The following is a 22,076-nucleotide window of genomic DNA, read 5'->3' as shown; positions in this document are numbered from 1 at the left end:
TTGGACGTGTACGTCGAATTGATCGGTGGACAGATATGATAACAGATCAGGATATCACCGTATTGGGTGGCGGCATCGGCGGCTTGGCCGCCGCCGTCGCACTGGCACAGAAAGGTGCGCAGGTGACGGTGCTGGAACAGGCGCCTGAGATCACAGAAGTCGGGGCAGGGTTGCAGATCAGCCCCAACGGATTTCGTGTCTTGCAAGCACTTGGACTTGAACAGCAGGCCTATGCCAAAGCCATGCGATCGACCGGGGTCTGGCTGCGTGACGGTGTGTCGGGCCGAGAGGTGGTCGACCTGAATTTTGAAGCGATGGTCCCCGATGACACGTTTCTTCTGTTTCATCGGGCTGATTTGATTGATCTTCTGGCCAACGCGGCGCGGGCTGCGGGTGTCACCATACTTTTGGATCAGAAAGTGAAGGATGTGGAAGAGGTTCCCGACGGGGTGGTTGTTCATCTTGTCGATGGCTCAACCCGCTCTTGCCATTTTCTTGTCGGGGCGGACGGCTTGCATTCGGTGGTGCGTGGCAAGCTCAACGGCATTCAGAAACCGTTTTTTACCGGTCAGGTGGCGTGGCGGGCCGTGGTGCCCGCATCGGGGCGTGAACAAGCTGAAGCGACTGTGTTCATGGGGCCGGGACGACACATGGTCACCTATCCCCTGCGTGGTGGATCTCTGGTTAATATTGTCGCCGTCGAAGAGCGTGACGCGTGGGTGGATGAAGGCTGGAACATACCAGATGACCCGGCCAACCTGCGTGCTGCATTTTCGGACTTCTGCGATGATGCGATGGCGCTTCTGGAGCGCGTCGAAGATGTGAAGGTCTGGGGGTTGCATCGACATGAGGTGGCTCTGGTCTGGCACAAAGGCCATATGGTGCTTCTGGGGGACGCTGCGCATCCCACGCTGCCCTTCATGGCTCAAGGGGCCGTGATGGCGCTTGAGGATGCCTGGGTGCTTGCTGATTGCCTGTCGCGTGCCGGGACAGGGCCGGGTGGGGCGCTGTATCAGGCCCGCCGCCAACCTCGCGCGCGGCAAATCGTCGAGGCAGCCAACAAGAATGCCCGGAACTATCATTACAGCAACCCGTTGGCGCGTTTTTTCGGGTACAATGCGTTACGTGTGGCAGGGCGTGTCGCGCCCTCAGCCATCTATGGGCGGTTTCGTTGGATCTATGACGCGGATGTGACCCAACTCTAGAAGGCACCCTCAGCGCGTCAGCAGTTGGTCGACCTCATCGCCAGAGATCCCGTGTGCCAATGGAGAGAAATCCCCGTTTCCGAACATGGCCAAGGCTGCGTCATGGATCACGCGGTGCGTCACCCGGGCAAGAGCTGATCCCAGCGAGATGCGCGCGACACCAGCTTTGGCAAATTCCTCTCGTGTCACACCGGTGAATGGCCCTGCTGCCAAAGCGTTTACGGGCAATTTCGTTGAAGCACAGATCCTTGCCTGATCAGCCATTGTTCCGGGCAGCGGGACATAAAGCGCATCAGCCCCCGCAGCCTCGTACCCCCGCAAACGCGCCATGGCTTCGTTCAGATCATACTGGCCGTTCATGACACCATCTGCGCGCGCGAGCAGTACAAAATCCTTGGACAACGCTCGGGCGGCAGAACTCGCGGCCCGGATACGTTCAATCGCCAGATCACGATCGTAAGGAGTGGCCGAGGGCAGGGCCGTGTCTTCGATTGAGATTCCCGCAAGCCCGACTTCCGCCGCCAGTCGAACCGTTTCGGCGCAAGTGTCCGGATCATCTCCAAAACCGTTTTCGAAATCCCCTGACACAGGCACGTTAACAGCGGTCACCAGATCTTGCGCATGGGTGAGCGCTTCGTCACGGCTCACATGGCCCATGTCAGGGCGTCCCAGCGTAAAAGCGTGAGCCGCCGAAGAGGTGGCAATCGCCTCTGCCCCCAGTGCCACGAGCATCTTGGCGCTGCCGATATCCCAGGCATTGGCGAGAATGAACGGGTTGCCCCGCTGGTGAAGTGCGCGGAAGTCCGCACCTATGTCTCGTCCCATGATCTCTCCTCACGAATTTTCTTCGGTCTTAGTCCAGACAGGTTTGAGGATTTCATCCTGTACTGCAAGATATGTGTCATCGGTATCGTCATTTGACTCAAACTGCCTGCTGATTGATAAAATCACTCGCCAGACATTTTGCCAGCAGATTGGAATGCATCATCTTACCTCCTGCGCCCGCCCTGATCAGGCCGCGCAGTTGTGCATGGGACCCAAATGCAATCCGGATGGTGCTAAACGACAGGGACTTCAAAATTCGGGCCTGCCCCTTCCTTTTGCCAAAAATATCCCCGCCGGAGGCAATAAATTCAAATCAACCCTTTTCAAAACCCCAAACGCATGAGATAGGGACGTGCCAAACGAAAACTCCCAAGGAGAACGCTCATGGAGATTCGCGAGGCCCTTACCTTTGATGATGTTTTGCTGGTGCCAGCTGCCAGCAACGTGCTGCCCTCAACAGCGGATACGGCCACCCAGGTGACCAAATCGATCTCTCTGAATATTCCACTTCTGTCCTCTGCGATGGACACCGTTACCGAAGCGCGTATGGCAATTGCCATGGCTCAGGCGGGCGGCATGGGGGTCATCCATAAGAATTTGGATGTGGAAGAACAGGCCCGTCAGGTGCGCCGCGTGAAGCGGTTCGAAAGCGGTATTGTCTACAACCCTATCACCCTGACCCCGAACCAGACGCTCGCAGATGCCAAGGCGCTGCAAGAACGCTACCGCGTGACCGGGTTCCCTGTGGTTGATGGCGAAGGGCGTGTGGTTGGCATCGTGACCAACCGAGATATGCGGTTCGCCTCAGATGACAAGACGCCTGTCAGCGTGATGATGACCTCTGAAGATCTCGCCATGTTGCAGGAACCGGCTGAACTTGAAGAAGCCAAGTCGATGATGAAATCCCGCCGGATTGAAAAACTGCTGGTTGTGGATGGTGACGGTAAGTTGACTGGCCTCCTGACGTTGAAAGACACAGAACAGGCCGTCCTGAACCCGACCGCCTGCAAGGATGAGCTCGGCCGCCTGCGTGTGGCCGCCGCCAGTTCGGTGGGTGATAGCGGTTTTGAACGCTCCAAGGAGTTGATTGACGCTGGCGCTGACATCGTTGTGGTGGACACGGCACACGGGCACTCTGAAGGGGTTATCGAGGCTGTAAAGCGTATTAAGGCCTATAAACCGGACCAACAGGTTGTGGCAGGCAATGTGGCCACGGCAGAGGCCACCAAAGCGCTGATCGAAGCGGGCGCCGACGCGGTCAAAGTAGGGATTGGCCCAGGCTCGATCTGCACCACCCGCATGGTGGCGGGTGTCGGTGTGCCGCAGCTGACAGCGATTTCCGATTGCGCCAAGGCCGCAGGTGACGTGCCGGTGATTGCTGACGGTGGCATCAAGTTCTCAGGTGATTTTGCTAAGGCCATCGCCGCTGGCGCGTCCTGCGCGATGGTGGGCAGCATGATTGCAGGCACCGATGAAAGCCCGGGCGAGGTGATCCTCTATCAGGGCCGTTCTTTCAAAGCCTATCGCGGCATGGGCTCGCTTGGTGCCATGGCCCGCGGCTCTGCGGATCGCTATTTCCAAAAAGATGCGGCAAGCGATAAACTGGTGCCGGAAGGGATCGAAGGTCAGGTGCCTTACAAGGGGCCGGCAGGTACTGTGATTCACCAACTCGTTGGCGGTCTGCGTGCAGCCATGGGCTATACCGGCAATGGAACAGTTGTCGAGATGCGTAATAACTGCAATTTCGTAAAAATCACCGGGGCCGGCCTGAAAGAAAGCCACGTGCATGACGTGCAGATCACGCGCGAAAGCCCGAACTACCGTATTGGATGATATAACAAGATGTTGTGCAGCGAAATTAATGTGTATTGGGGGGCGGGATGACCCCCGGTGCGCGCGTCGCCGCCGCCATCGAAGTGCTGGATACCATCCTATCCGGTCAGCCTGCTGAAAAAGCACTGACGGGTTGGGCCCGCAGCCATCGCTTTGCCGGATCAAAAGACCGCGCTGCGATCCGAGATCATGTATTTGACGCACTTCGCCGATTGCGCTCGTCGCAGGCCTTGGGTGGGGGTGCCGACGGTCGGGCAACCATGATTGGTTTGTTGCGCGGGCAAGGGATTGATCCCGAGACGTTGTTCAATGGCATTGGCCACGCTCCGAAAGAGCTTTCTGCTTTCGAGCAGCAACCTGCTACTAAGCCAACAACCGCGGAAACGCTGGATTGCCCGGATTGGTGTTACCCGTTGTTTCAAAACAGTTTGGGTGATGAATGTGATGCGGTCCTGAAGCTCCTTCGGGATCGCGCTCCGGTGTTTCTGCGGGTAAATCTTGCGAAAGTGAACCGTGAGGAAGCTCAGTCGCAATTGGCCAAGGATGGGGTGATAAGCCGTTCGCATGACCTTGCCAGTTCTGCTTTGGAAGTGGTTGAAAATCCTCGTAAAGTTTCTGCTTCCAGTGCTTATAGTAATGGCCTGGTTGAATTGCAGGACGCTGCTTCTCAGGCATTAGTGGAGCAACTGGGAATTCGCCCAGGAATGCGCGTTCTGGATTACTGTGCAGGCGGTGGAGGGAAGTCGCTGGCGATGGCGGCTCTTGGGGCCGAAGTTGTGGCACACGACATTTCAACGCGTCGTATGAAAGACATTCCGACCCGTGCCAGACGAGCTGGTGTGGAGATCGAGATTTGCTCGCCGGAGAACCTGTCCAAGCAGGCGCCATTTGATCTGGTGCTTGCGGATGCCCCGTGTTCCGGGAGTGGTTCGTGGCGCAGGGATCCGCAGGGAAAGTGGAGCCTTTCCCGCGAAAGATTAGATGAAATAAGATCTATACAGTCTGATATTTTAAAGAAAATCCAATCTTACACGGCTGATGGTGGCGCCATAGCATATGCAACTTGCTCGCTGTTCAGATCGGAAAATCAGGATCAGGTGGCTACTTTGTCGGGGCAATGGGCTGTTAAGCAAGAACGGCAGTTCACCCCTTTGGATGGTGGGGATGGATTTTACATTGCTCTATTGACGCGAGAGTTTTCTGTTGGTTAAATCAACCAGAGGGGGATTGATGGCGCTTTTCTAAGGGCGATTTGGTATCGTTAAGGCTGCGTTAACGATACGCGCTCAAAAAGGAGAGCAATCGAATCCTTATGAAAGGGAGCCTCGTGGCGCGTTCTGCCTTGTCTCCGCATCCAATGATAAAAACCGCGCAGGATCTGTCGCCGCGCTCCCTATATGTGTTCGCATTTGCTGTAGGCATCCTTGCCACCGCGATGTTGGCACCGGAACTACCCTTCTCGATATTTGTTTCCCTGTTGGTTTGTGGCGGAACTCTGCTCTGTCTTGCACTGCTAGTGAAAGGGCTGAGCACGTGGCATCTAATCCGGCTTTCACGGCTTCGGGCGACACTTTCTTCCTATGCAGAACACGACGCCTCGGCCATTTTTGCAACTGACCCTGACGGAGAAGTCATATATGTGAACCAAATCGGTTCCGTACAATATTCGGCGGAAGTAGGGCGCACATTATCACTGGCGTTTCGAAATCTGTATGCCTCCCCATCTGCAATGCTGTCCCGTCTTCAAAGCCGTGCTGAGGTGTCACATTCTGCGAGCGAAGATGTTGTTCTCAGGCGCGGGCATGTGCGGGTATCGGTCCATGCGATGGAAGCCACCGGTTTTTTGTGGCGAATTGACGCTCTTGGAGAAGTCGCAGGCGCAGGTCGAACAGGAGAAAATATAGCACTTCCGATGCTAACCGCATCAAAGAACGGGACCATCTTGTTCATGAATGAAGCCGCGCGGTTCTTACTTGGCGGGCGAGAAACAACCTTAGACCGCGTTTTTTTAGAAACCCCCGTGCGCGCGGGTGTTGTTACGAATGTGTCCGGAAAATCCGGACCGGTCCCTGTGGTGGTTCACGAAGTAAATTGTTCTGCCGAACGGAAAGAGTTGTATTTACTTCCGGCAGATAACCTCCCTTCGATGACCAAAAGTGAGTGGGCCGGGCTTGAGTTGTTGCCAGTTCCACTGTTGAAACTGGATGCCAACGGAGCAATTACCATCGCCAATAAAAGAGCACGTGACCTGCTTTCCGATGAAACAGCAGTTGGATCCATGTTGTCTGATCAGGTTGAAGGGCTGGGGCGTCCTGTTTCAGATTGGTTGGCAGAGGCGCATGCAGGAAGGCATCTTGGTCGTACTGAGGTGGTCCGAGCCAGTAAGCCGGAAGATGAGGTGTTCCTGCAAATTTCCCTCAGCCAGATGAGTGATGATCAGGGGCCAACTCTTGTTGCGGTGCTTCAAGACGCAACAGAACTCAAGACACTCGAGGCACAGTTTGTCCAAAGCCAGAAAATGCAGGCTATTGGTCAACTGGCAGGAGGGGTCGCACATGATTTCAACAATCTCCTCACGGCCATTTCGGGTCATTGTGACCTGTTGCTGACCGGTAGAGACGAGGCGGATCCGGAGTTTTCGGATCTTGCACAAATTCATCAAAACGCAAACCGCGCGGCCTCGCTCGTGGGACAGTTGCTCGCATTTTCGCGCAAGCAAACTCTGCGCCCGGAAGTGATTGACTTGTCTGACACGTTGTCCGACTTGACACATCTCCTAAATCGTTTGGTGGGCGAGAAGGTATGCCTTGAGCTGGACCACGATGAAAAATTGCTTGAGATACGTGCTGATCGGCGCCAGCTAGACCAGGTCATCATGAATCTTGTTGTAAATGCGCGGGATGCAATGCCGGACGGAGGAGTTGTTCGGGTTGAGACGCGAAATGTAATTTTAGATGGGGCTCTTGAGAGAGATCGAGCGACAGTTCCTGCAGGTGAATATGTCACCGTCCGGGTGATCGATCATGGAACTGGGATCGGTGCGGATAAGATAAACAAAATTTTTGAACCGTTTTTTACAACCAAAAATGCAGGGCAGGGCACTGGTCTTGGGCTTTCCATGGCCTATGGCATTGTTAAACAGACGGGTGGTTTCATATTCGTGGATACTGTTCCGGGGTCAGGTACCACTTTCACTTTGTATTTCCCGGTCTGGAAACAGGAGAAAGAAGGTTCAAATTCTAATTTGGACAGCCACCCAGAAGGGGGCTTTGCGGAGATGGGAGCTCCTGAAACCATCGAACAAGATCAAATCGCCCCCCTGATACTTGCCGAAGAAAACGCCATCTCCTCACCGATAAGACCGTCCCCCAAAAATCAAACCGTTAATTCAATCATTTCCAAAGTGACCAGCATGACAAGTACTGCATCTGATCGAGAAACCGGGCGTGGCTTGCCGTCTTCGACACATGAACTCGCAAGCCCGGCGTCTATCGGTGGGGTTGTCTTGTTGGTTGAGGACGAGGCATCGGTCCGAGCGTTTGCGTCAAGAGCACTGCGAATGCGAGGTTATACAGTGCTCGAAGCTGAAGATGCTGAAAGTGCTTTGTGTCTGCTTGAGGATCCAACCCTGGAAGTGGATGTGTTTGTGACGGATGTTGTCATGCCAGGAATGGATGGTCCTACATGGGTCATGAAAGCGTTGGAAAATCGCCCTCATGTAAAGGTGGTGTTTGTATCCGGATACGCCGAGGATTCGGTTGCAGAACATCAAGCGCGTGTGCCGAATTCAGTGTTCCTTCCAAAACCATTTTCGCTGACAGAATTGACTTCGACTGTTCAACGGCAAATTCATTAACCACATAATTACAATGAGATACAGCAGACTTGGGGCTGTTAATGAATTGGAAACCAACTTGGATATACGGTGGAGTTGGTAAATAACAAGTTGATATGTTCTCTTTTTGTCCTATAAGAGAATATAAGAACATCAAGTGAACAAAGGCCAGGTTGCCGTATGTTCGTTGGTGTGGAATAAGGGAAGAAACAATGGCGACAGCGGATATTTTTGATATGAAACGCGAAGGCGACAAGAAAAAGGCGCTGGACAGCGCATTGGCCCAGATCGAGCGTCAATTCGGCAAAGGCTCTATTATGAAGCTTGGGGGCGATAACCCGGTCGCCGAAATTGAAAGCACGTCCACCGGATCCCTTGGGTTGGATATTGCTCTTGGAATTGGTGGTCTGCCGAAGGGGCGGGTTGTAGAAATCTACGGCCCCGAAAGCTCTGGCAAGACAACGCTGACATTGCATTGTGTGGCGGAAGAGCAGAAAAAAGGCGGAGTTTGTGCATTTGTCGACGCCGAGCACGCGTTGGATCCGATGTATGCAAAGAAACTCGGCGTGGATCTCGATGAACTTCTCATCAGTCAGCCGGACACCGGAGAGCAGGCGCTTGAAATCGTCGATACGCTGGTGCGTTCCGGGGCAGTGAACATGGTTGTGGTCGACTCGGTCGCAGCGCTGACGCCAAAATCCGAGCTGGAAGGCGATATGGGCGACAGCAGTGTTGGTGTTCAGGCCCGGTTGATGAGCCAAGCGATGCGTAAACTGACCAGCTCGATTGCGCGTTCCAATTGCATGGTGATTTTCATCAACCAGATCCGCATGAAAATTGGCGTAATGTTTGGAAGCCCTGAAACCACGACCGGCGGCAATGCACTGAAGTTCTATAGCTCGGTACGTCTTGATATTCGCCGTATCGGTGCGATCAAGGACCGAGATGAAGTGGTAGGCAATGCGACCCGCGTAAAAGTGGTGAAAAACAAAGTGGCGCCGCCGTTCAAGCAAGTTGAATTCGACATCATGTACGGTGAAGGGATCTCAAAAATGGGTGAACTTCTGGATCTTGGCGTCAAGGCCGGTGTCGTCGAGAAATCAGGCTCCTGGTTTAGCTACGGAGATGAGCGCATCGGTCAGGGGCGTGAGAATGCCAAGAACTATTTGCGTGAAAACACCCGTACCGCGCTTGAGATTGAAGACAAGATACGGGCGGCACACGGGCTGGATTTTGAAATGCCACCCGCTGAACGAGATGAAGATGATGGCTTGTTAGAGGCCTGATCAAACGCATCAATGTCAACGCATTGACGACAAGGGTCGGGATCAATCCCGGCCTTTTGTTTTTTTGGGCTGGTTGGAAGTTACTTGGCCTGTGGACAGGGGGAGCAGGGGCGGGTAAACCACTGCGAAAGCTGACAAGAGGCATTGACACATGGCCAGTCTGAACGACATTCGCTCGACCTTCCTGGATTATTTCGAAAAGCAGGGACATGAGGTGGTGGACAGCTCCCCACTCGTGCCGCGCAACGACCCGACACTCATGTTCGTGAACTCGGGTATGGTGCAGTTCAAAAACCTTTTCACAGGGGTGGAGAAGCGTGATTACGTGCGGGCTACGACGGCACAAAAATGTGTGCGCGCCGGCGGTAAACACAACGACCTCGACAATGTGGGTTACACGGCGCGCCACCACACTTTCTTTGAAATGCTCGGCAATTTCAGCTTTGGCGACTATTTCAAGAATGAAGCGATCCCCTTTGCCTGGGAGTTGATCACCGGCGAATTCGATATTCCGAAGGATAAACTCTACACCACGGTCTATCACACCGATGACGAGGCGTTCGAGATCTGGAAAAAGGTTGGGGTGCCAGAAGATCGGATTATCCGCATCGCCACCAACGACAATTTCTGGCAGATGGGGCCGACCGGCCCCTGTGGTCCCTGCACCGAAATTTTCTATGATCACGGCGATCACATCTGGGGTGGCCCTCCGGGCAGCCCGGAAGAGGATGGCGACCGGTTCATTGAAATCTGGAACATCGTTTTCATGCAGAACGAGCAGTTTGCGGATGGCTCGATGGTTCCTCTGGACATGCAGTCGATCGACACCGGTATGGGGCTGGAGCGGATTGGCGCTTTGTTGCAGGGCAGCCATGACAACTATGACACCGATTTGTTCAAGGCGCTGATCGAGGCTTCTGCCCATGCCACAAATGTGGACCCCTATGGTGAACAGAACGTGCATCACCGCGTAATTGCTGACCACTTGCGCTCGACTTCGTTCCTGATGGCCGATGGCGTGCTTCCGTCGAATGAGGGCCGTGGTTACGTGCTGCGCCGCATCATGCGCCGTGCCATGCGTCATGCGCATTTGCTGGGCGCCAGGGATCCGGTTATGCACCGCCTGGTGCCAGAATTGGTCGCGCAGATGGGGCAGGCCTATCCTGAGCTGGGCCGTGCCCAAACCATGATCGAGGAAACCCTTCTGAATGAGGAAACTCGATTTAAGAAGACGCTTGATCGCGGGTTGAAGCTTCTGGATGACGAGCTGACTGGCTTGGGAGAGGGCGCAGATCTGCCGGGCGAAACTGCATTTAAGCTGTATGACACCTACGGCTTCCCGCTCGACCTCACGCAGGATGCTCTGCGTGAAAAGGGACGTGGCGTGGATCAGGCCGGATTTGATGCTGCGATGGAAGAGCAAAAAGAACGGGCGCGTGCGGCTTGGTCCGGATCAGGAGAGGCTGCTGACGCAACAATCTGGTTTGATCTGGCCGAAGAACATGGCGTGACCGAATTCCTTGGTTATGACACTGAACATGCCGAAGGGCAGGTGCTGGCGCTCATTTCTGGGAGTGAAAAGCAGGATGCAGCCAAGGCGGGCAGTGAAGTTCAGATTGTCGCAAATCAAACGCCGTTTTATGCCGAGAGCGGTGGTCAGGTTGGGGACAGTGGCCTTATTCGAACCGAAACAGGCGCTGCTCGCATTTCCGATACCAAGAAAGTGGCCGATGTCTTCATCCATTTTGCATTGGTGGAAGAGGGTGAGATCAAAGTGGGCCAGGGGGCGGAATTGTCCGTAGATCACCTGCGCCGTTCGGCCATTCGAGCCAATCACTCGGCTACGCATTTGCTGCATGAAGCCCTGCGCAACGAACTGGGTGAACATGTGGCGCAGCGCGGTTCTTTGAATGCCGATGATCGTCTACGGTTTGACTTCAGCCACAATAAAGGTGTGACACCACAGCAGCTGTCGAACGTGGCGCGTGAGGTGAACACCTACATTCGCCAAAACACCAAGGTTGAAACCCGGATCATGACGCCGGATGATGCGCGCGATATGGGCGCACAGGCGCTCTTTGGAGAAAAATACGGCGACGAGGTGCGTGTTGTATCGATGGGCCATGCACCCACCGGCAAAGGCACCGAAGGCGCGACCTATTCCATTGAATTGTGCGGTGGCACCCATGTGTCGCGTACGGGTGAAATCGGCGTTTGTGTCATTCTGTCAGAAGGCGCCAGCGCTGCCGGAATTCGCCGCATTGAGGCGCTGACGGGTAAGGCGGCGTTTGCCTATATCGAGGAAGAGGCCGCCCGGGCAGCAGCGCTTCAAGGCATGTTGAAAGCAAAGCCGGGTGAAGTTGTTGACCGGATCAAGGCGCTCATGGATGAGCGAAGATCCCTGAACGCCGAAATCTCGACCCTGAAACGCGAGCTTGCGAAAGCGGCGGGTGCCGGGGCCGAAGTGAAAGAGATCAACGGTGTGAAATTCCTCGCAACCGTGGTTCAGGGTGTCGGTGGCAAGGACCTTCAGGCGCTGGTCAATGAGCACAAGGCTGGGCTGGAGAGCGGTGCAGTTTTGATCATTGCTGATAATGACGGCAAAGTGGCTGTGGCTGCTGGTGTGACCAAAGATCTGATCGCCAATCTGTCGGCAGTGGATCTGGTCAAAGCAGCAGTACCGGAACTTGGTGGCAAAGGCGGCGGTGGTCGTCCTGAGTTGGCTCAGGGTGGTGGAGCTTCGGCAGAGAATGCGGAGGGGGCCATCAAAGCGGCTGAGGCTGTCTTGGCTGGTTGACGAACATAGTTGATCGGGTGGTCAAAAATCACTCGCAAGATTGAACGGGTCGTGCCATGCTGGCGCGACCTTTTCTATTACAGGAGATGAAAATGCCCGCACTCTGGATTGCCCATGTGACCGTGACCGATGAAGAGGCCTATGGAAAATACGCAAAACTGGCGGGACCTGCGATCGAGAAGCACGGTGGGTATTTCATCGCTCGTGCCGGAAGGTATGTGCAATTGGAAGGCAATGAGCGCCCGCGCAATGTCGTGGCGAAGTTTCCCAGCGTTGAAGATGCTGAAAAATGTTACCATTCCCCAGAGTATCAGGAAGCACTAGGCCATGCTCGAAATGCGTCCGAACGTGAACTTCTGATTGTCGAGACTAGCGAATAGACTTCAGTAGGGCGATTTCGGCCCTCTGTCATCGGACAGGGAACCCTGACGCTGTTTGACCAATTCTTCAATTGCGTCCGTCAAATGCTCTTCTGCGATATTGTAGTCCCCACGGGTGAAACGCAGTTGGTGCGCGCGGATCAGAACATCTGCATGGGTGCATCCTGATGGGGGCGAAAATTTGTAGCTGGCCAGCTCGATCAGCAGGCCAAGCGGATCCCTAAAGTAAATGGAATCCATGAAACCCCGATCTTTAGGGCCGGAATGAACAATTTCTCGTTCGTCGAGGCGTTTAATGGCTTGAAGGAATGTTGCGCGATCAACAGCAAAAGCCAAATGATGGACAGAACCTGACCGGTTTGGAGTGGGGGTTGCGTCAGGGCTGCGGTCCTCATTTGTGAAAATGGTGATCAACCGACCATCACCAGGATCAAAATAAAGGTGCCCTTCATTTGGGTTGTCGAGATTAGGTTGATCAAAAATAAACGGCATCCCCAGCACGCCCTCCCAGAAATCAATCGAAGTCTGACGATCTGCTCCGTTAATCGTGATGTGATGCACGCCCTGCACTTGAATTTTTTTCATCTCGTCCCCCTCGAGCTTTGTCTAATAGAATAGCGCAATATGACCAAATCCCAAAATTGGAACGATGCCTCCAGAAGATAAAAACTACCCATGCCGGTTTAGGGTAAATGGATAAACAATCGCTAAGGCCTAGCATCTGGCATTGACGGGTTTAACCCGTGTTCGTGCAATCGGCCGAGAAACGAAAATTCAAAATGTTGGATTGCTTCAATAACTACGTATACAGATGGCTGTACGAATAAATAAATAGAGCAGAATAAATGGTACTTCCAAAAATCGGATCTTTTTGGGCAGGATTGGAACTGTCTTTTTTGGAGCAGCTTTGCCTGCAGTCTTTTGTCGATTGCGGACATGAGGTGACGCTGTATTCATACGACAAAATTCGCAATGCCCCGAAGGGCGTCAAATTGGTCGATGCAAGCAAGATTGTTCCCGATCCCCACCGATGCGCCCATATGAAGGTCGGCAATCTGGCGGCGTTTTCTGATCGATTTCGAATGTTGATGATACAGAAAACAGGGGAAGTGTGGGTGGACTGCGATGTGGTTTGTCTTAAACCTCTTCCAGACGATCCTTACCTGATTGCACCTGCCAGCCCTCGACAGCTTTGCAATGCGGTGTTTCGTCTGCCTCCAGAATCGCCCGCATTGCAGGGGCTTCTGAAAATGCTAAACCGACCGGATCCCTTTTTTGAAGCTGATTGGCGTAATGAACGACCAATTCGTCGTGTGGTTCGTGAAAAGGGAGTAGAGTTGTTGCCGGCAGAGGAGGGTGGTTTTACGGTTTCCTTGGATGATTTGCCCAAAATGCACTACACGTTGTTTGGACCAATTGCGGTAAACTACTTCCTGAAAAAAACAGGTGAGAGTGCCCATGCGCTTGGTGCCAAAGCATTCAATCCGTTTGATCCGTTTTCGATCAGAAAAAACTATTTCCGTCCACAAAGAAACCCTCTCGAGTTGACGGATGAAAGTTACACGGTGCACCACATTGGCGGCAAACCGATGCGAAAGAAGTTTGCCCGGCAGGAAGAATTCGTTCCTCCGCATCCTGCGAGTTTGATCGGGAAGTTGTGCAAGAAGCATGAGATTGACCCGATGGGCGCACCTCCGCGGGTTAATTACTGAACTTTCTAAATGAAAAAGGGGCCCTGAGGCCCCTTTTTGAATTCTCGAATCCAGTGTGGATTTACTGGCTGGCTTTTGCCATCCGCTTGCGTTCATGCGGATCCAGATAGCGCTTGCGCAGACGGATGTTGTTGGGGGTCACTTCCACCAACTCGTCGTCATTGATATAAGCGATGGCTTCTTCCAGCGACAGGGTCATCGGCGTGGTCAGGCGCACCGCATCATCCGTACCTGAGGCACGTACGTTGGTGAGTTTCTTACCCTTGAGCGGGTTCACCTCAAGGTCGTTGTCACGGGAATGTTCGCCGATGATCATGCCCTGATACACATCTTCCTGAGCGCCAATCATCATCTTGCCGCGCTCTTCAAGGTTCCAAAGGGCGTAGGCAACTGAAGTTCCGTTTTCCATCGAGATCAGAACACCGGCGCGACGGCCCGGAATGGCGCCTTTGAAAGGTGCCCACCCATGGAACACGCGGTTCAGAACGCCGGTGCCGCGGGTGTCCGTGAGGAACTCGCCGTGATAACCGATCAGGCCGCGTGACGGTACATGGGCGATAATGCGGGTTTTGCCAGCCCCTGCGGGACGCATTTCCACCAATTCACCTTTGCGCGAACCGGTGAGTTTTTCGATCACTGCGCCGGAGTACTCGTCATCCACATCAATGGTGGCTTCTTCGATTGGTTCGACCTTCTGGCCGTTTTCTTCGCGCATGATCACCTGTGGGCGCGAGATCGACAGCTCAAACCCTTCACGGCGCATGTTTTCGATCAGAACACCCATCTGGAGCTCGCCACGACCTGATACCTCAAAGGCTTCGCCTCCGGGCGTGTCCTCGATCTTGATGGCCACGTTGCTTTCGGCTTCTTTGTGCAGACGGTCGCGGATCACGCGCGACTGAACTTTTTTGCCGTCACGACCTGCAAGCGGGCTGTCATTGATGCCGAAGGTTACCGTGATGGTGGGGGGGTCGATCGGTTGTGCTTCAAGAGGTTCTTCCACCGCCAGCGCACAGATCGTATCTGCCACGGTTGATTTTGCCATACCTGCAATCGACACGATGTCACCGGCTATGGCTTCTTCGATGTCCTGCTGGGCCAGGCCACGGAACGCCTGAATCTTGGTCACACGGAACTGTTCGATTTTTTGGCCAATGCGCGAGATGGCCTGCACGGTGGCCCCTACCTTGAGGCGGCCGGTTTCCACGCGACCGGTGAGAACACGGCCCACAAACGGGTCGGAACCCAGAGTGGTTGCCAGCATCGAGAAATCTTCATCTTTATGGGCGATCTGCTTGGGTTTAGGCACGTGGTTTACGATCAGGTTGAAGAGCGCGTGCAGGTCTTGGCGTGGTCCATCCAACTCAGCATCAGCCCAGCCGTTGCGGCCAGAAGCATACATATGCGGGAAATCGAGCTGGTCTTCGGTTGCATCCAGAGAGGCAAAGAGATCAAAACACTCGTCCAGCGCACGGTCCGGTTCAGCATCTGGCTTGTCGACCTTGTTCAGAACAACAATCGGGCGCAGGCCCAGGGCCAATGCCTTTGAGGTCACAAACTTGGTTTGCGGCATCGGGCCTTCAGCGGCGTCCACCAGCAAAACAACCCCGTCCACCATCGACAGGATCCGCTCAACCTCACCGCCGAAGTCGGCGTGACCCGGGGTGTCGACGATATTGATCCGCGTGTCTTTCCACTCAACCGAGGTTGGTTTGGCAAAAATGGTAATGCCGCGCTCGCGTTCCAGATCATTGCTGTCCATGGCCCGTTCAGCCACAGCCTGATTTTCGCGAAACGCGCCGGATTGTTTCAGAAGTTCGTCAACCAGCGTGGTTTTGCCGTGGTCAACGTGAGCGATAATCGCGATATTGCGAAGGTCCATGTTGCGCGCCTTTTCAAAGGAAGTTGGGGCGCGAATAGCGTGAGTTGGGGCGAATTGCCAGCCTTAATGTCCACTAATGCGTCGATGTGGCCGAAAAGAGGTTGATCACCGCTATACCAGCCACGATCAGGGTCAATCCGATGACAGCCGGAACATCGAGTTTCTGGCCAAATACGGTGAACCCGATGATCGCAATGAAAACGATCCCAAGCCCGGACCAGAGCGCATATGCAATCCCGACCGGCATGAATTTCAAAACCCAAGCCAAGAGCGCAAAACTAATCCCATAGGCAACCACCACGGTCACCGAAGGCCAGAGACGTGTGAACTGATGACTGGCCTGCAGGGCAGAGGTGCCTATGGTTTCGGCGATCACGGCGAAGATCAATACGAGATAGGGCATGTTGAACCTTTGGGCTGTGATGATGATACAATCTGGCCTTCGGGCCGCGAGGGATCATGTCTGGTTGCGACATGTTGTGTCGCCATCCGTTCTCACAACGGCAGTTCAGTTGTGTCTTTCAGCTCTTCCATCACGAAACTTGCAGAAACGTCACTGAGTTCGACGCGTGAGATCAGGGCTTGGTATAACCGATCATAATCCGCCATGTCGGCCACACGCGCACGGATCAGATAGTCTAGATCCCCTGTCATGCGATAGGCCCCAAGAACTTCAGGCAGGTCTTGTGTCGCACGGGCGAATTTGTCCAGCCAGCCGGGGGCATGGTTGGCGGTTCGGATCTGGATAAAAACAGACAGGCCGAGCCCCAGTTTGTCGCCATCCAGAAGGGCTACACGTTTGCGAATGACACCTGCCTCTTGCAACTGACGGATGCGCCGCCAGCAGGCATTGCGAGACAAGTTTACACGCGCACCAAGGTCTTCCAGACTCAGATCTGCGTTGCGTTGCAACTCGCCTAGTATTTTTCGGTCTAATGCATCAATTTCCACCATTTGGGAAGAATAGCGGGAGAAGCTCACAATATCTACTGATTTTGTAGTGAGATTGGGATAAATTCTTTGTTGAATTTCGATTTATTGAAGGAACACAGAACACGGAGCGCGACATGATTAAACGTATCTTCCTGGACCACCCCGCGTCGGTCGAAGAAAGCTATTTCGAGCATGCAAGATTTGCGGCAGGATTTGCCTTCTGGCTTTTCCTAGCGGCTGGGGCGGCACTTATACATGCCCTAATTCCTGCGGCATTTGACAAGACAGCAAGCCGGATCACGGCAGATCTTTATGCCCGGACCCATAACCGAGGGCAATGAGGGGCGATATGTGTCGATGGGTTGCCTGGTAAGATCCTAATCTGCCGACCAAATTCGATCACTTCGCGCCGTCAGTCTGGTGCCGCTGGTCTTCAAGTCAGCAGGCGTGTGGCTCGGTCTGAAGGAGGTGGTGTTGAAATTATCCCGTTTCAGCTCTGATCCCAATTCGGGGCACGCTTTTCGATAAAGGCGTTGATCCCTTCTTCGGTGTCCTGAAACATCATGTTTTCCGCCATGACGTCGCCGGTAAACGCATATGCGTCTTGAAGATCCATCGAGAACTGGTCGTAAAAAGCGGATTTTCCGATTTTCACTGCATTACCAAGTTTAGAGGCCACAGTATTGGCAAGGGTGAGGGTCTCTGTTTCAAGATCCTCATGTGGCACAACGCGGTTGATTAATCCAAGTTCGGCGGCCCGGTCGGCGGAAATGAATGCCCCAGTTGTGAGCATTTCAAAGGCTTGTTTGCGTGGGATGTTGCGGCTGAGGGCCACCATAGGGGTGGAGCAGAACAGACCGATATTCACTCCGTTTACACCAAAGCGGGTACCGCTCGCAGCCACAGCCATGTCACAGCTTGCCACCAGTTGGCATCCTGCCGCAGTGGCGATCCCATGGACTTGGGCAATCACTGGCTGCGGCATTTGAGTGATCAGCGTCATCATCCGGGCGCAGCGGGCGAAGAGATCCTGAAAATAAGATTTCCCACCATCCTCAGATTGCCGTGCTGCGGTCATCTGTTTCAGATCGTGGCCAGCACAAAAAACCTTGCCTGCACCTGAGATGATGACGGCTCGAATGGTGCCATCTTCTGAAATCCGTTCCAGTTCTGCCGTCAGTTCCGTTATCATCTCTTCTGACAACGCATTCAGCGCACCGGGGTTGTTCAGTGTCAAATGTGCCACTGACGCAGCGTCCTTACGGATCAGAATCGGGTCTGCCATCTTGTCCTCCCTTGGCTTCGCCGGTCACGATAGGGGCAATTGGGGCATTTCCGTAGCGGAATGAAAAAGAACGTCGCGTGACGGGCGAATAATGGGAGAAAACGATGCAGTTGAAGATGAGCAGGGATGATCTGACAAAGTTTCTGCACGAGCAATTCCTGCAGGTGGCAGATGAATTCGAAGTGGCCGATGTGGCGCCCATGCAGATCACGATGCGAAAGCGGGTAGGGGACAAGCACCTGCGACCCGGTGGTACCGTTTCTGGTCCAACCATGTTTGCCTTGGCGGATGTATCGATGTATCTCGCGATCCTTGCGATGATTGGCCCCAAGGCGCTCGCGGTGACCACCAATTGCGCGATCGATTTTATGCGCAAGCCACGACCGGATGCGGATTTGATTGCCCATTGCAAATTGCACAAGCTGGGTCGGGTACTGGCAGTGGGGGATGTGTTGATCCATTCCGAAGGCGATGACGCACCGGTTGCCCGCGCCAGTTTGACCTACTCCATCCCGCCCGAGAAGGCTTGAGGGGACTAGGTTTTGAACGCCGATGGGCACGGGTTGAGAACCGTGACATCGAGAGAGTACAGTTGGGCGGATAAAAAAATGGCCGGGGAAAGCCCCGGCCCAGGAAGAGGTTTCGTGTTGGTGTTTGGTTTTTCCGTTAGCCTTTCCAGAACGGTTTATCCGCTTCCAGATCTGCTTCGCTCTTAGTGACACCAATATCCTTCAGCCGAAACTCCGGCAGGTCGCGCAAGTTCTTTCGCATTTGCCGCCGCTCGGCCCATTTGGTCCAGGTCACGGCAACGAACAAAGCGACTTCCGCCATGGCGGGCAAAGAGGCATGTGTGTTGAGATAGGCAAGACGATCTTGCCGAGAGCTGTATCCGTGATCCATGTTAATCTCCAGTATTGTATTGATACAATATGGCAAGTGTGCCAATATTGTGTTGATACAAAATGACGTAATTCAAAACAATCGGAACATTGTAATGGGTACAATATTTGCTGAAACGCTTTTATCGGGTGACGGGCCGAAATATCGACGGCTGGTCACCGGGGTGCAGCAGGCGATTGAAACCGGCGAGCTTCCGGTCGGGGAAAAGCTACCACCGGTGCGGGACCTTGCCTGGAAGATTGGCATCACCCCCGGAACCGTGGCCCGTGCTTATTCGATCCTCTCGGATGAGGGATGGGTTAAGACTGAGGTGGGACGGGGCACGTTTGTCATTGGTAAACCCGAAGTGCAAACCCCAGCGCGGCACCCGCAGCAAAGTTCGTCGCAACGCCCAGCATCTCAGAAGGCCACCTTTCAGGAATTGGCGCTGCACAAAGAGCCGGAAAATGATTTCCTCTTTGCGCCGCGTTTGCCGGATGTGGGGCAGGTTCAGGTAATCCGCGAGGCGATATCGGCGGCGGCGCAGCTGCCGGATGCAATGCTGCTACGCTATCCGTTTTTCGAGGCCCAGCGGCATTTACGTAAAACCATACATATGGATTTACCAGAAGATATGCGGATCTCGGCTGATCCGGATGATGTGGTTGTGACCAATGGCGGTCAGAACGGGATTATGCTGTCCATGCAGACCTTGCTGGCTGAAGGAAGCCGTGTTGTGATGGTCGAGGAGCATTCCTATCCCGGCTTGCGCCGGGCGGTGGAACTGTTGGGGGCCGAGGTCGTGGCCGTTCCTATGGATGCGGAGGGTGTTGACCCCAAAGCGTTGGATCGGATCGCGCGTGACACCGACGCCCGGCTTCTGTTCACCATGCCTGAAGCGCATAATCCCACCTGTACTGTAACCAGCGGCGCGCGGCGTCATCTGGTGGCTGAGATCGCACGTCGACGCGGATTTCATGTTGTTCAGGATGATTGTTACAGATTGGGCGCGCCGGTCGGACCGAACTATCGCAGCCTGCTTCCAGAACAGGGCTGGTTCATAACCTCATTTTCAAAAACAATCTCACCGGCTTTGCGCGCAGGGTATGTTGTTGCGCCGAACAATTGGGCGGGCAAGCTGCGCAGAGTGGTGGATGTGAACTATTTCGGGATTTCAGCCCCGGCTTTTGAGACGCTTTATCAGGTGTTGACCCATCCGGGATTGCCGAAAATCCTGACGCGGATGCAAGAGAAGAACCGGGAATATATCGAAGTTGCCTTGAACGTTCTGGGACGGTTTGACCTTGGTTGGAGCCACGACGTTCCGTTTTTCTGGTTGAGGTTGCCAGATGGGTGGCGGGTTTCAAATTTCAGCCAGTTGGCCGAAGCCAAAGGGATTCGTGTGCGTCCGGGGGATGATTTTTCCCTTCGGGATGGGCCCGCGGTTCATGCCGTGCGCATTTCCGTAAATGGGCAGATGCCTCTGGACCGGTTCCGTGCGGTGCTGGAGGAGATTGCCCGCATGCTGGATCACCCGCCGGAAAGCCTCAGCGCTTGATCCCAAAAAATGCAAAACGCCCCGGCGGGGCGGAGCGTTTTGAAGGTTGTATTTTCAATCCGGACAGGGCCCAGTCAAATCAGGGAATAAGTCGAGAGACGTATGGGGGCAGGGCAAATGCGCCCTTATGCACCGCGGGGGTGTAGTAGTTCGTCTCGATACCAGCCTCGGCAAAGCGCGCTTCAAGCACCTCAAGCGGCACTTGACGCGCGTCGCTGTCGGTGCCCCAGCCTAAAGCCATCGGCCCGCCTGCGTAGGTCGGAATGGTGGCCAGATAGCAGGTCGCATCAGCAAAAAGCGATTGGAAAGCGCGCATGGTGCCGGTCAGTTCGTCGCCCTGCATGAAGGGTACGCCGTTTTGCGTGACCAGAATGCCGCCCGGTGCCAACGCCTTTTTCGCGTGACCATAGAAATGATCTGTGAAGAGAACTTCACCCGGACCGATTGGGTCGGTCGAGTCGATGATTATTACGTCAAACCCACCATCGGTGTCACGCATGAAGTCAGCGCCATCCGCAATGACCAGGTTCAGGCGCGGATCATCGAAGGCACCGCGACTGAGCATCGGCAGATATTCTTTCGAGAACTCCACCACACCAGCGTCAATCTCGACCATGGTCACATGCTCAACAGTTTTGTGGTCAAGTGCAGCGCGGGCCATCCCGCCATCTCCACCACCCACAATCAGCACACGCTTTGTGGCGCCATGGGCAAGGATCGGCACATGGGTCAGCATCTCGTGATAGATGAAATTGTCGCCCTCGGTGGTCTGCACCACGTCATCCAGCGTCAGGATCCGGCCAAAGGTGCCGTTTTGAAACACTTTCAGGCGCTGATGCTTGGTCTTGCTGTCATACAGCATCTCGTCCGTGCGCAGTGACTGCGCATAGTGATCATGCAGCTTTTCAGTGAGCCAGTTTTCCTGATCGCTCATGCCGCGGCCTCCTCGGACCCGACAATCCCGTCGCCACGCAAAAGCTCTTTCACGCGCACGTTTTCGGTGCCAAAGGCCGCTTTCAAGACATCAACCGCTTTCCAGGGCTGCGCATCACCGCACATGAAGACATCGAAAGCGCCATAGCCGATCTCGGGCCATGTATGTACCGAGATATGGCTTTCCGACAGCACAGCCACGCCGCTCACCCCTTGTGGGCTGAATTTGTGGGTGTGGATGTGCAGAAGCGTGGCACCGCATTCTTCGACGCAATCGCGAAACGCTTTTTGAATACGCGCTTCGTCATCAAGCCCATGCCCGTCCATCACTTCGATGATCAGGTGGGTGCCTGCAAAAACCTTGCCGTCGCGACGAATGAAATGGTCGTGACGGTCTTCGTCCAGCAATTCGCATGCAATATTTGAATTGGCCGCAATCGGGCCGTGTGAGCCTTCCTCGTGGGCGCCTGTCTCCAGACCGATCCCCAGTTGGAAGAGGTCTGCATCCTTCATAATGCTCCCCTTCGTTACCAGCAGTTCGTTCCAGTCGGTCCCTTAGCGCCCCCCCAGAAAGCTCCTGAAGTTGGGATCGGTCCCGAAAGTGATGCGCGTTTAGGGGGAGCGTGTGAGTCGATCAAGGAAAAGTTTTCGTGTTGGTGAAATTTTTGTGAAACGCGCTCAAAATACCCAAGATACAGACAAATCAGCGGGTTGATTTGCATCATTGTCCGTG

20 protein-coding genes are annotated in these 22,076 nt (G+C 54.4%); 11 read left to right on the top strand and 9 right to left on the bottom strand.

What is annotated here, in order from left to right; all coding sequences use genetic code 11:
* Window positions 1–35: 35 nt before the first annotated feature.
* A complete protein-coding gene (locus O2N63_RS16545) occupies window positions 36–1,205 on the top strand; it encodes an FAD-dependent monooxygenase (RefSeq protein WP_271055413.1) in 1,170 nt (389 codons plus the stop codon).
* 9 nt (window positions 1,206–1,214) lie between these two features.
* On the opposite strand, the gene O2N63_RS16540 is transcribed toward O2N63_RS16545, so the two are convergent.
* Window positions 1,215–2,030 (bottom strand): isocitrate lyase/PEP mutase family protein, encoded by an 816-nt coding sequence (locus O2N63_RS16540; RefSeq protein WP_271055412.1) that lies wholly within the window; start codon window positions 2,028–2,030, stop codon window positions 1,215–1,217.
* Between the two features lie 384 nt (window positions 2,031–2,414).
* Here O2N63_RS16540 and guaB point away from each other — a divergent pair, with 384 nt between their 5' ends.
* The 6 genes from guaB (at window position 2,415) to O2N63_RS16510 (ending at window position 12,161) form a co-directional block, all read left to right on the top strand.
* A complete protein-coding gene (guaB, locus tag O2N63_RS16535; protein ID WP_271055411.1) occupies window positions 2,415–3,863 on the top strand; it encodes an IMP dehydrogenase in 1,449 nt (482 codons plus the stop codon).
* A gap of 47 nt (window positions 3,864–3,910) precedes the next feature.
* Window positions 3,911–5,074, top strand: coding sequence for an RsmB/NOP family class I SAM-dependent RNA methyltransferase (locus O2N63_RS16530; RefSeq protein WP_271055410.1), 1,164 nt, complete (start codon window positions 3,911–3,913; stop codon window positions 5,072–5,074).
* 116 nt (window positions 5,075–5,190) lie between these two features.
* On the top strand, window positions 5,191–7,719 hold the full coding sequence (locus tag O2N63_RS16525) for an ATP-binding protein (RefSeq protein WP_408629825.1): 2,529 nt from the start codon (window positions 5,191–5,193) through the stop codon (window positions 7,717–7,719).
* 191 nt (window positions 7,720–7,910) lie between these two features.
* Window positions 7,911–8,984, top strand: coding sequence for a recombinase RecA (recA, locus tag O2N63_RS16520; protein ID WP_271055409.1), 1,074 nt, complete (start codon window positions 7,911–7,913; stop codon window positions 8,982–8,984).
* Between the two features lie 151 nt (window positions 8,985–9,135).
* Window positions 9,136–11,781 (top strand): alanine--tRNA ligase, encoded by a 2,646-nt coding sequence (alaS, locus tag O2N63_RS16515; RefSeq protein ID WP_271055408.1) that lies wholly within the window; start codon window positions 9,136–9,138, stop codon window positions 11,779–11,781.
* Between the two features lie 92 nt (window positions 11,782–11,873).
* A complete protein-coding gene (locus tag O2N63_RS16510) occupies window positions 11,874–12,161 on the top strand; it encodes a DUF1330 domain-containing protein (RefSeq protein ID WP_271055407.1) in 288 nt (95 codons plus the stop codon).
* Window positions 12,162–12,164: 3 nt separating this feature from the next.
* On the opposite strand, the gene O2N63_RS16505 is transcribed toward O2N63_RS16510, so the two are convergent.
* Window positions 12,165–12,746 carry a VOC family protein gene (locus O2N63_RS16505; RefSeq protein WP_271055406.1) on the bottom strand — a complete coding sequence of 194 codons (582 nt, stop codon included), beginning with the start codon at window positions 12,744–12,746 and terminating at the stop codon, window positions 12,165–12,167.
* Window positions 12,747–13,006: 260 nt separating this feature from the next.
* Between O2N63_RS16505 and O2N63_RS16500 the strand changes: the two genes are divergently transcribed.
* Entirely contained in the window at window positions 13,007–13,873 is an 867-nt protein-coding gene (locus tag O2N63_RS16500) for a hypothetical protein (protein ID WP_271055405.1), read from the top strand.
* A 61-nt stretch (window positions 13,874–13,934) separates the two neighbouring features.
* Here the strand turns inward: O2N63_RS16500 and typA are convergent, their stop codons facing one another.
* From typA to O2N63_RS16485, 3 genes are all read right to left on the bottom strand, one after another.
* The gene (typA, locus tag O2N63_RS16495) at window positions 13,935–15,755 is read right to left on the bottom strand and encodes a translational GTPase TypA (RefSeq protein ID WP_271055404.1); all 1,821 of its coding nucleotides are present in this window, start codon (window positions 15,753–15,755) and stop codon (window positions 13,935–13,937) included.
* 73 nt (window positions 15,756–15,828) lie between these two features.
* Window positions 15,829–16,158, bottom strand: coding sequence for an SMR family transporter (locus O2N63_RS16490; protein ID WP_271055403.1), 330 nt, complete (start codon window positions 16,156–16,158; stop codon window positions 15,829–15,831).
* A gap of 92 nt (window positions 16,159–16,250) precedes the next feature.
* On the bottom strand, window positions 16,251–16,709 hold the full coding sequence (locus O2N63_RS16485) for an Lrp/AsnC family transcriptional regulator (protein ID WP_271055402.1): 459 nt from the start codon (window positions 16,707–16,709) through the stop codon (window positions 16,251–16,253).
* 113 nt (window positions 16,710–16,822) lie between these two features.
* Here O2N63_RS16485 and O2N63_RS16480 point away from each other — a divergent pair, with 113 nt between their 5' ends.
* Complete coding sequence (locus O2N63_RS16480; RefSeq protein WP_271055401.1) at window positions 16,823–17,029, top strand: DUF6356 family protein; 207 nt, start codon at window positions 16,823–16,825, stop codon at window positions 17,027–17,029.
* Window positions 17,030–17,178: 149 nt separating this feature from the next.
* On the opposite strand, the gene O2N63_RS16475 is transcribed toward O2N63_RS16480, so the two are convergent.
* Window positions 17,179–17,973 carry an enoyl-CoA hydratase gene (locus tag O2N63_RS16475; RefSeq protein WP_271055400.1) on the bottom strand — a complete coding sequence of 265 codons (795 nt, stop codon included), beginning with the start codon at window positions 17,971–17,973 and terminating at the stop codon, window positions 17,179–17,181.
* A gap of 104 nt (window positions 17,974–18,077) precedes the next feature.
* On the opposite strand from O2N63_RS16475, the gene O2N63_RS16470 reads away from it, so the two are divergent.
* Entirely contained in the window at window positions 18,078–18,503 is a 426-nt protein-coding gene (locus O2N63_RS16470) for a PaaI family thioesterase (protein ID WP_271055399.1), read from the top strand.
* 136 nt (window positions 18,504–18,639) lie between these two features.
* Here O2N63_RS16470 and O2N63_RS16465 read toward each other — a convergent pair whose 3' ends face one another.
* Window positions 18,640–18,873: a DUF1127 domain-containing protein gene (locus tag O2N63_RS16465; RefSeq protein WP_271055398.1), complete on the bottom strand. Its 234-nt coding sequence runs from the start codon at window positions 18,871–18,873 to the stop codon at window positions 18,640–18,642.
* 94 nt (window positions 18,874–18,967) lie between these two features.
* Between O2N63_RS16465 and O2N63_RS16460 the strand changes: the two genes are divergently transcribed.
* Window positions 18,968–20,410: an aminotransferase-like domain-containing protein gene (locus O2N63_RS16460; protein ID WP_271055397.1), complete on the top strand. Its 1,443-nt coding sequence runs from the start codon at window positions 18,968–18,970 to the stop codon at window positions 20,408–20,410.
* A gap of 79 nt (window positions 20,411–20,489) precedes the next feature.
* On the opposite strand, the gene speE is transcribed toward O2N63_RS16460, so the two are convergent.
* Together speE and speD are read right to left on the bottom strand one after the other, a co-directional pair.
* Entirely contained in the window at window positions 20,490–21,344 is an 855-nt protein-coding gene (gene speE / locus O2N63_RS16455; RefSeq protein ID WP_271055396.1) for a polyamine aminopropyltransferase, read from the bottom strand.
* Entirely contained in the window at window positions 21,341–21,856 is a 516-nt protein-coding gene (speD, locus tag O2N63_RS16450; protein ID WP_271055395.1) for an adenosylmethionine decarboxylase, read from the bottom strand. Before speD ends, speE begins: the two co-directional genes overlap by 4 nt.
* Window positions 21,857–22,076: the final 220 nt, after the last annotated feature.

The sequence above is a fragment of the Aliiroseovarius salicola genome (assembly GCF_027891095.1).
GTDB classification, from domain to species: domain Bacteria; phylum Pseudomonadota; class Alphaproteobacteria; order Rhodobacterales; family Rhodobacteraceae; genus Aliiroseovarius; species Aliiroseovarius salicola.
This window is presented reverse-complemented; position numbering and strand designations above follow the sequence as displayed.

Coding starts and splice junctions, on each gene's coding strand:
- O2N63_RS16545 (WP_271055413.1), top strand. CDS start 36: ATGATAACAGATCAGGATATCACCGTATTGGGTGGCGGCATCGGCGGC.
- O2N63_RS16540 (WP_271055412.1), bottom strand. CDS start 2,030: ATGGGACGAGACATAGGTGCGGACTTCCGCGCACTTCACCAGCGGGGC.
- guaB (WP_271055411.1), top strand. CDS start 2,415: ATGGAGATTCGCGAGGCCCTTACCTTTGATGATGTTTTGCTGGTGCCA.
- O2N63_RS16530 (WP_271055410.1), top strand. CDS start 3,911: ATGACCCCCGGTGCGCGCGTCGCCGCCGCCATCGAAGTGCTGGATACC.
- recA (WP_271055409.1), top strand. CDS start 7,911: ATGGCGACAGCGGATATTTTTGATATGAAACGCGAAGGCGACAAGAAA.
- alaS (WP_271055408.1), top strand. CDS start 9,136: ATGGCCAGTCTGAACGACATTCGCTCGACCTTCCTGGATTATTTCGAA.
- O2N63_RS16510 (WP_271055407.1), top strand. CDS start 11,874: ATGCCCGCACTCTGGATTGCCCATGTGACCGTGACCGATGAAGAGGCC.
- O2N63_RS16505 (WP_271055406.1), bottom strand. CDS start 12,746: ATGAAAAAAATTCAAGTGCAGGGCGTGCATCACATCACGATTAACGGA.
- O2N63_RS16500 (WP_271055405.1), top strand. CDS start 13,007: ATGGTACTTCCAAAAATCGGATCTTTTTGGGCAGGATTGGAACTGTCT.
- typA (WP_271055404.1), bottom strand. CDS start 15,755: ATGGACCTTCGCAATATCGCGATTATCGCTCACGTTGACCACGGCAAA.
- O2N63_RS16490 (WP_271055403.1), bottom strand. CDS start 16,158: ATGCCCTATCTCGTATTGATCTTCGCCGTGATCGCCGAAACCATAGGC.
- O2N63_RS16485 (WP_271055402.1), bottom strand. CDS start 16,709: ATGGTGGAAATTGATGCATTAGACCGAAAAATACTAGGCGAGTTGCAA.
- O2N63_RS16480 (WP_271055401.1), top strand. CDS start 16,823: ATGATTAAACGTATCTTCCTGGACCACCCCGCGTCGGTCGAAGAAAGC.
- O2N63_RS16475 (WP_271055400.1), bottom strand. CDS start 17,973: ATGGCAGACCCGATTCTGATCCGTAAGGACGCTGCGTCAGTGGCACAT.
- O2N63_RS16470 (WP_271055399.1), top strand. CDS start 18,078: ATGCAGTTGAAGATGAGCAGGGATGATCTGACAAAGTTTCTGCACGAG.
- O2N63_RS16465 (WP_271055398.1), bottom strand. CDS start 18,873: ATGGATCACGGATACAGCTCTCGGCAAGATCGTCTTGCCTATCTCAAC.
- O2N63_RS16460 (WP_271055397.1), top strand. CDS start 18,968: ATGGGTACAATATTTGCTGAAACGCTTTTATCGGGTGACGGGCCGAAA.
- speE (WP_271055396.1), bottom strand. CDS start 21,344: ATGAGCGATCAGGAAAACTGGCTCACTGAAAAGCTGCATGATCACTAT.
- speD (WP_271055395.1), bottom strand. CDS start 21,856: ATGAAGGATGCAGACCTCTTCCAACTGGGGATCGGTCTGGAGACAGGC.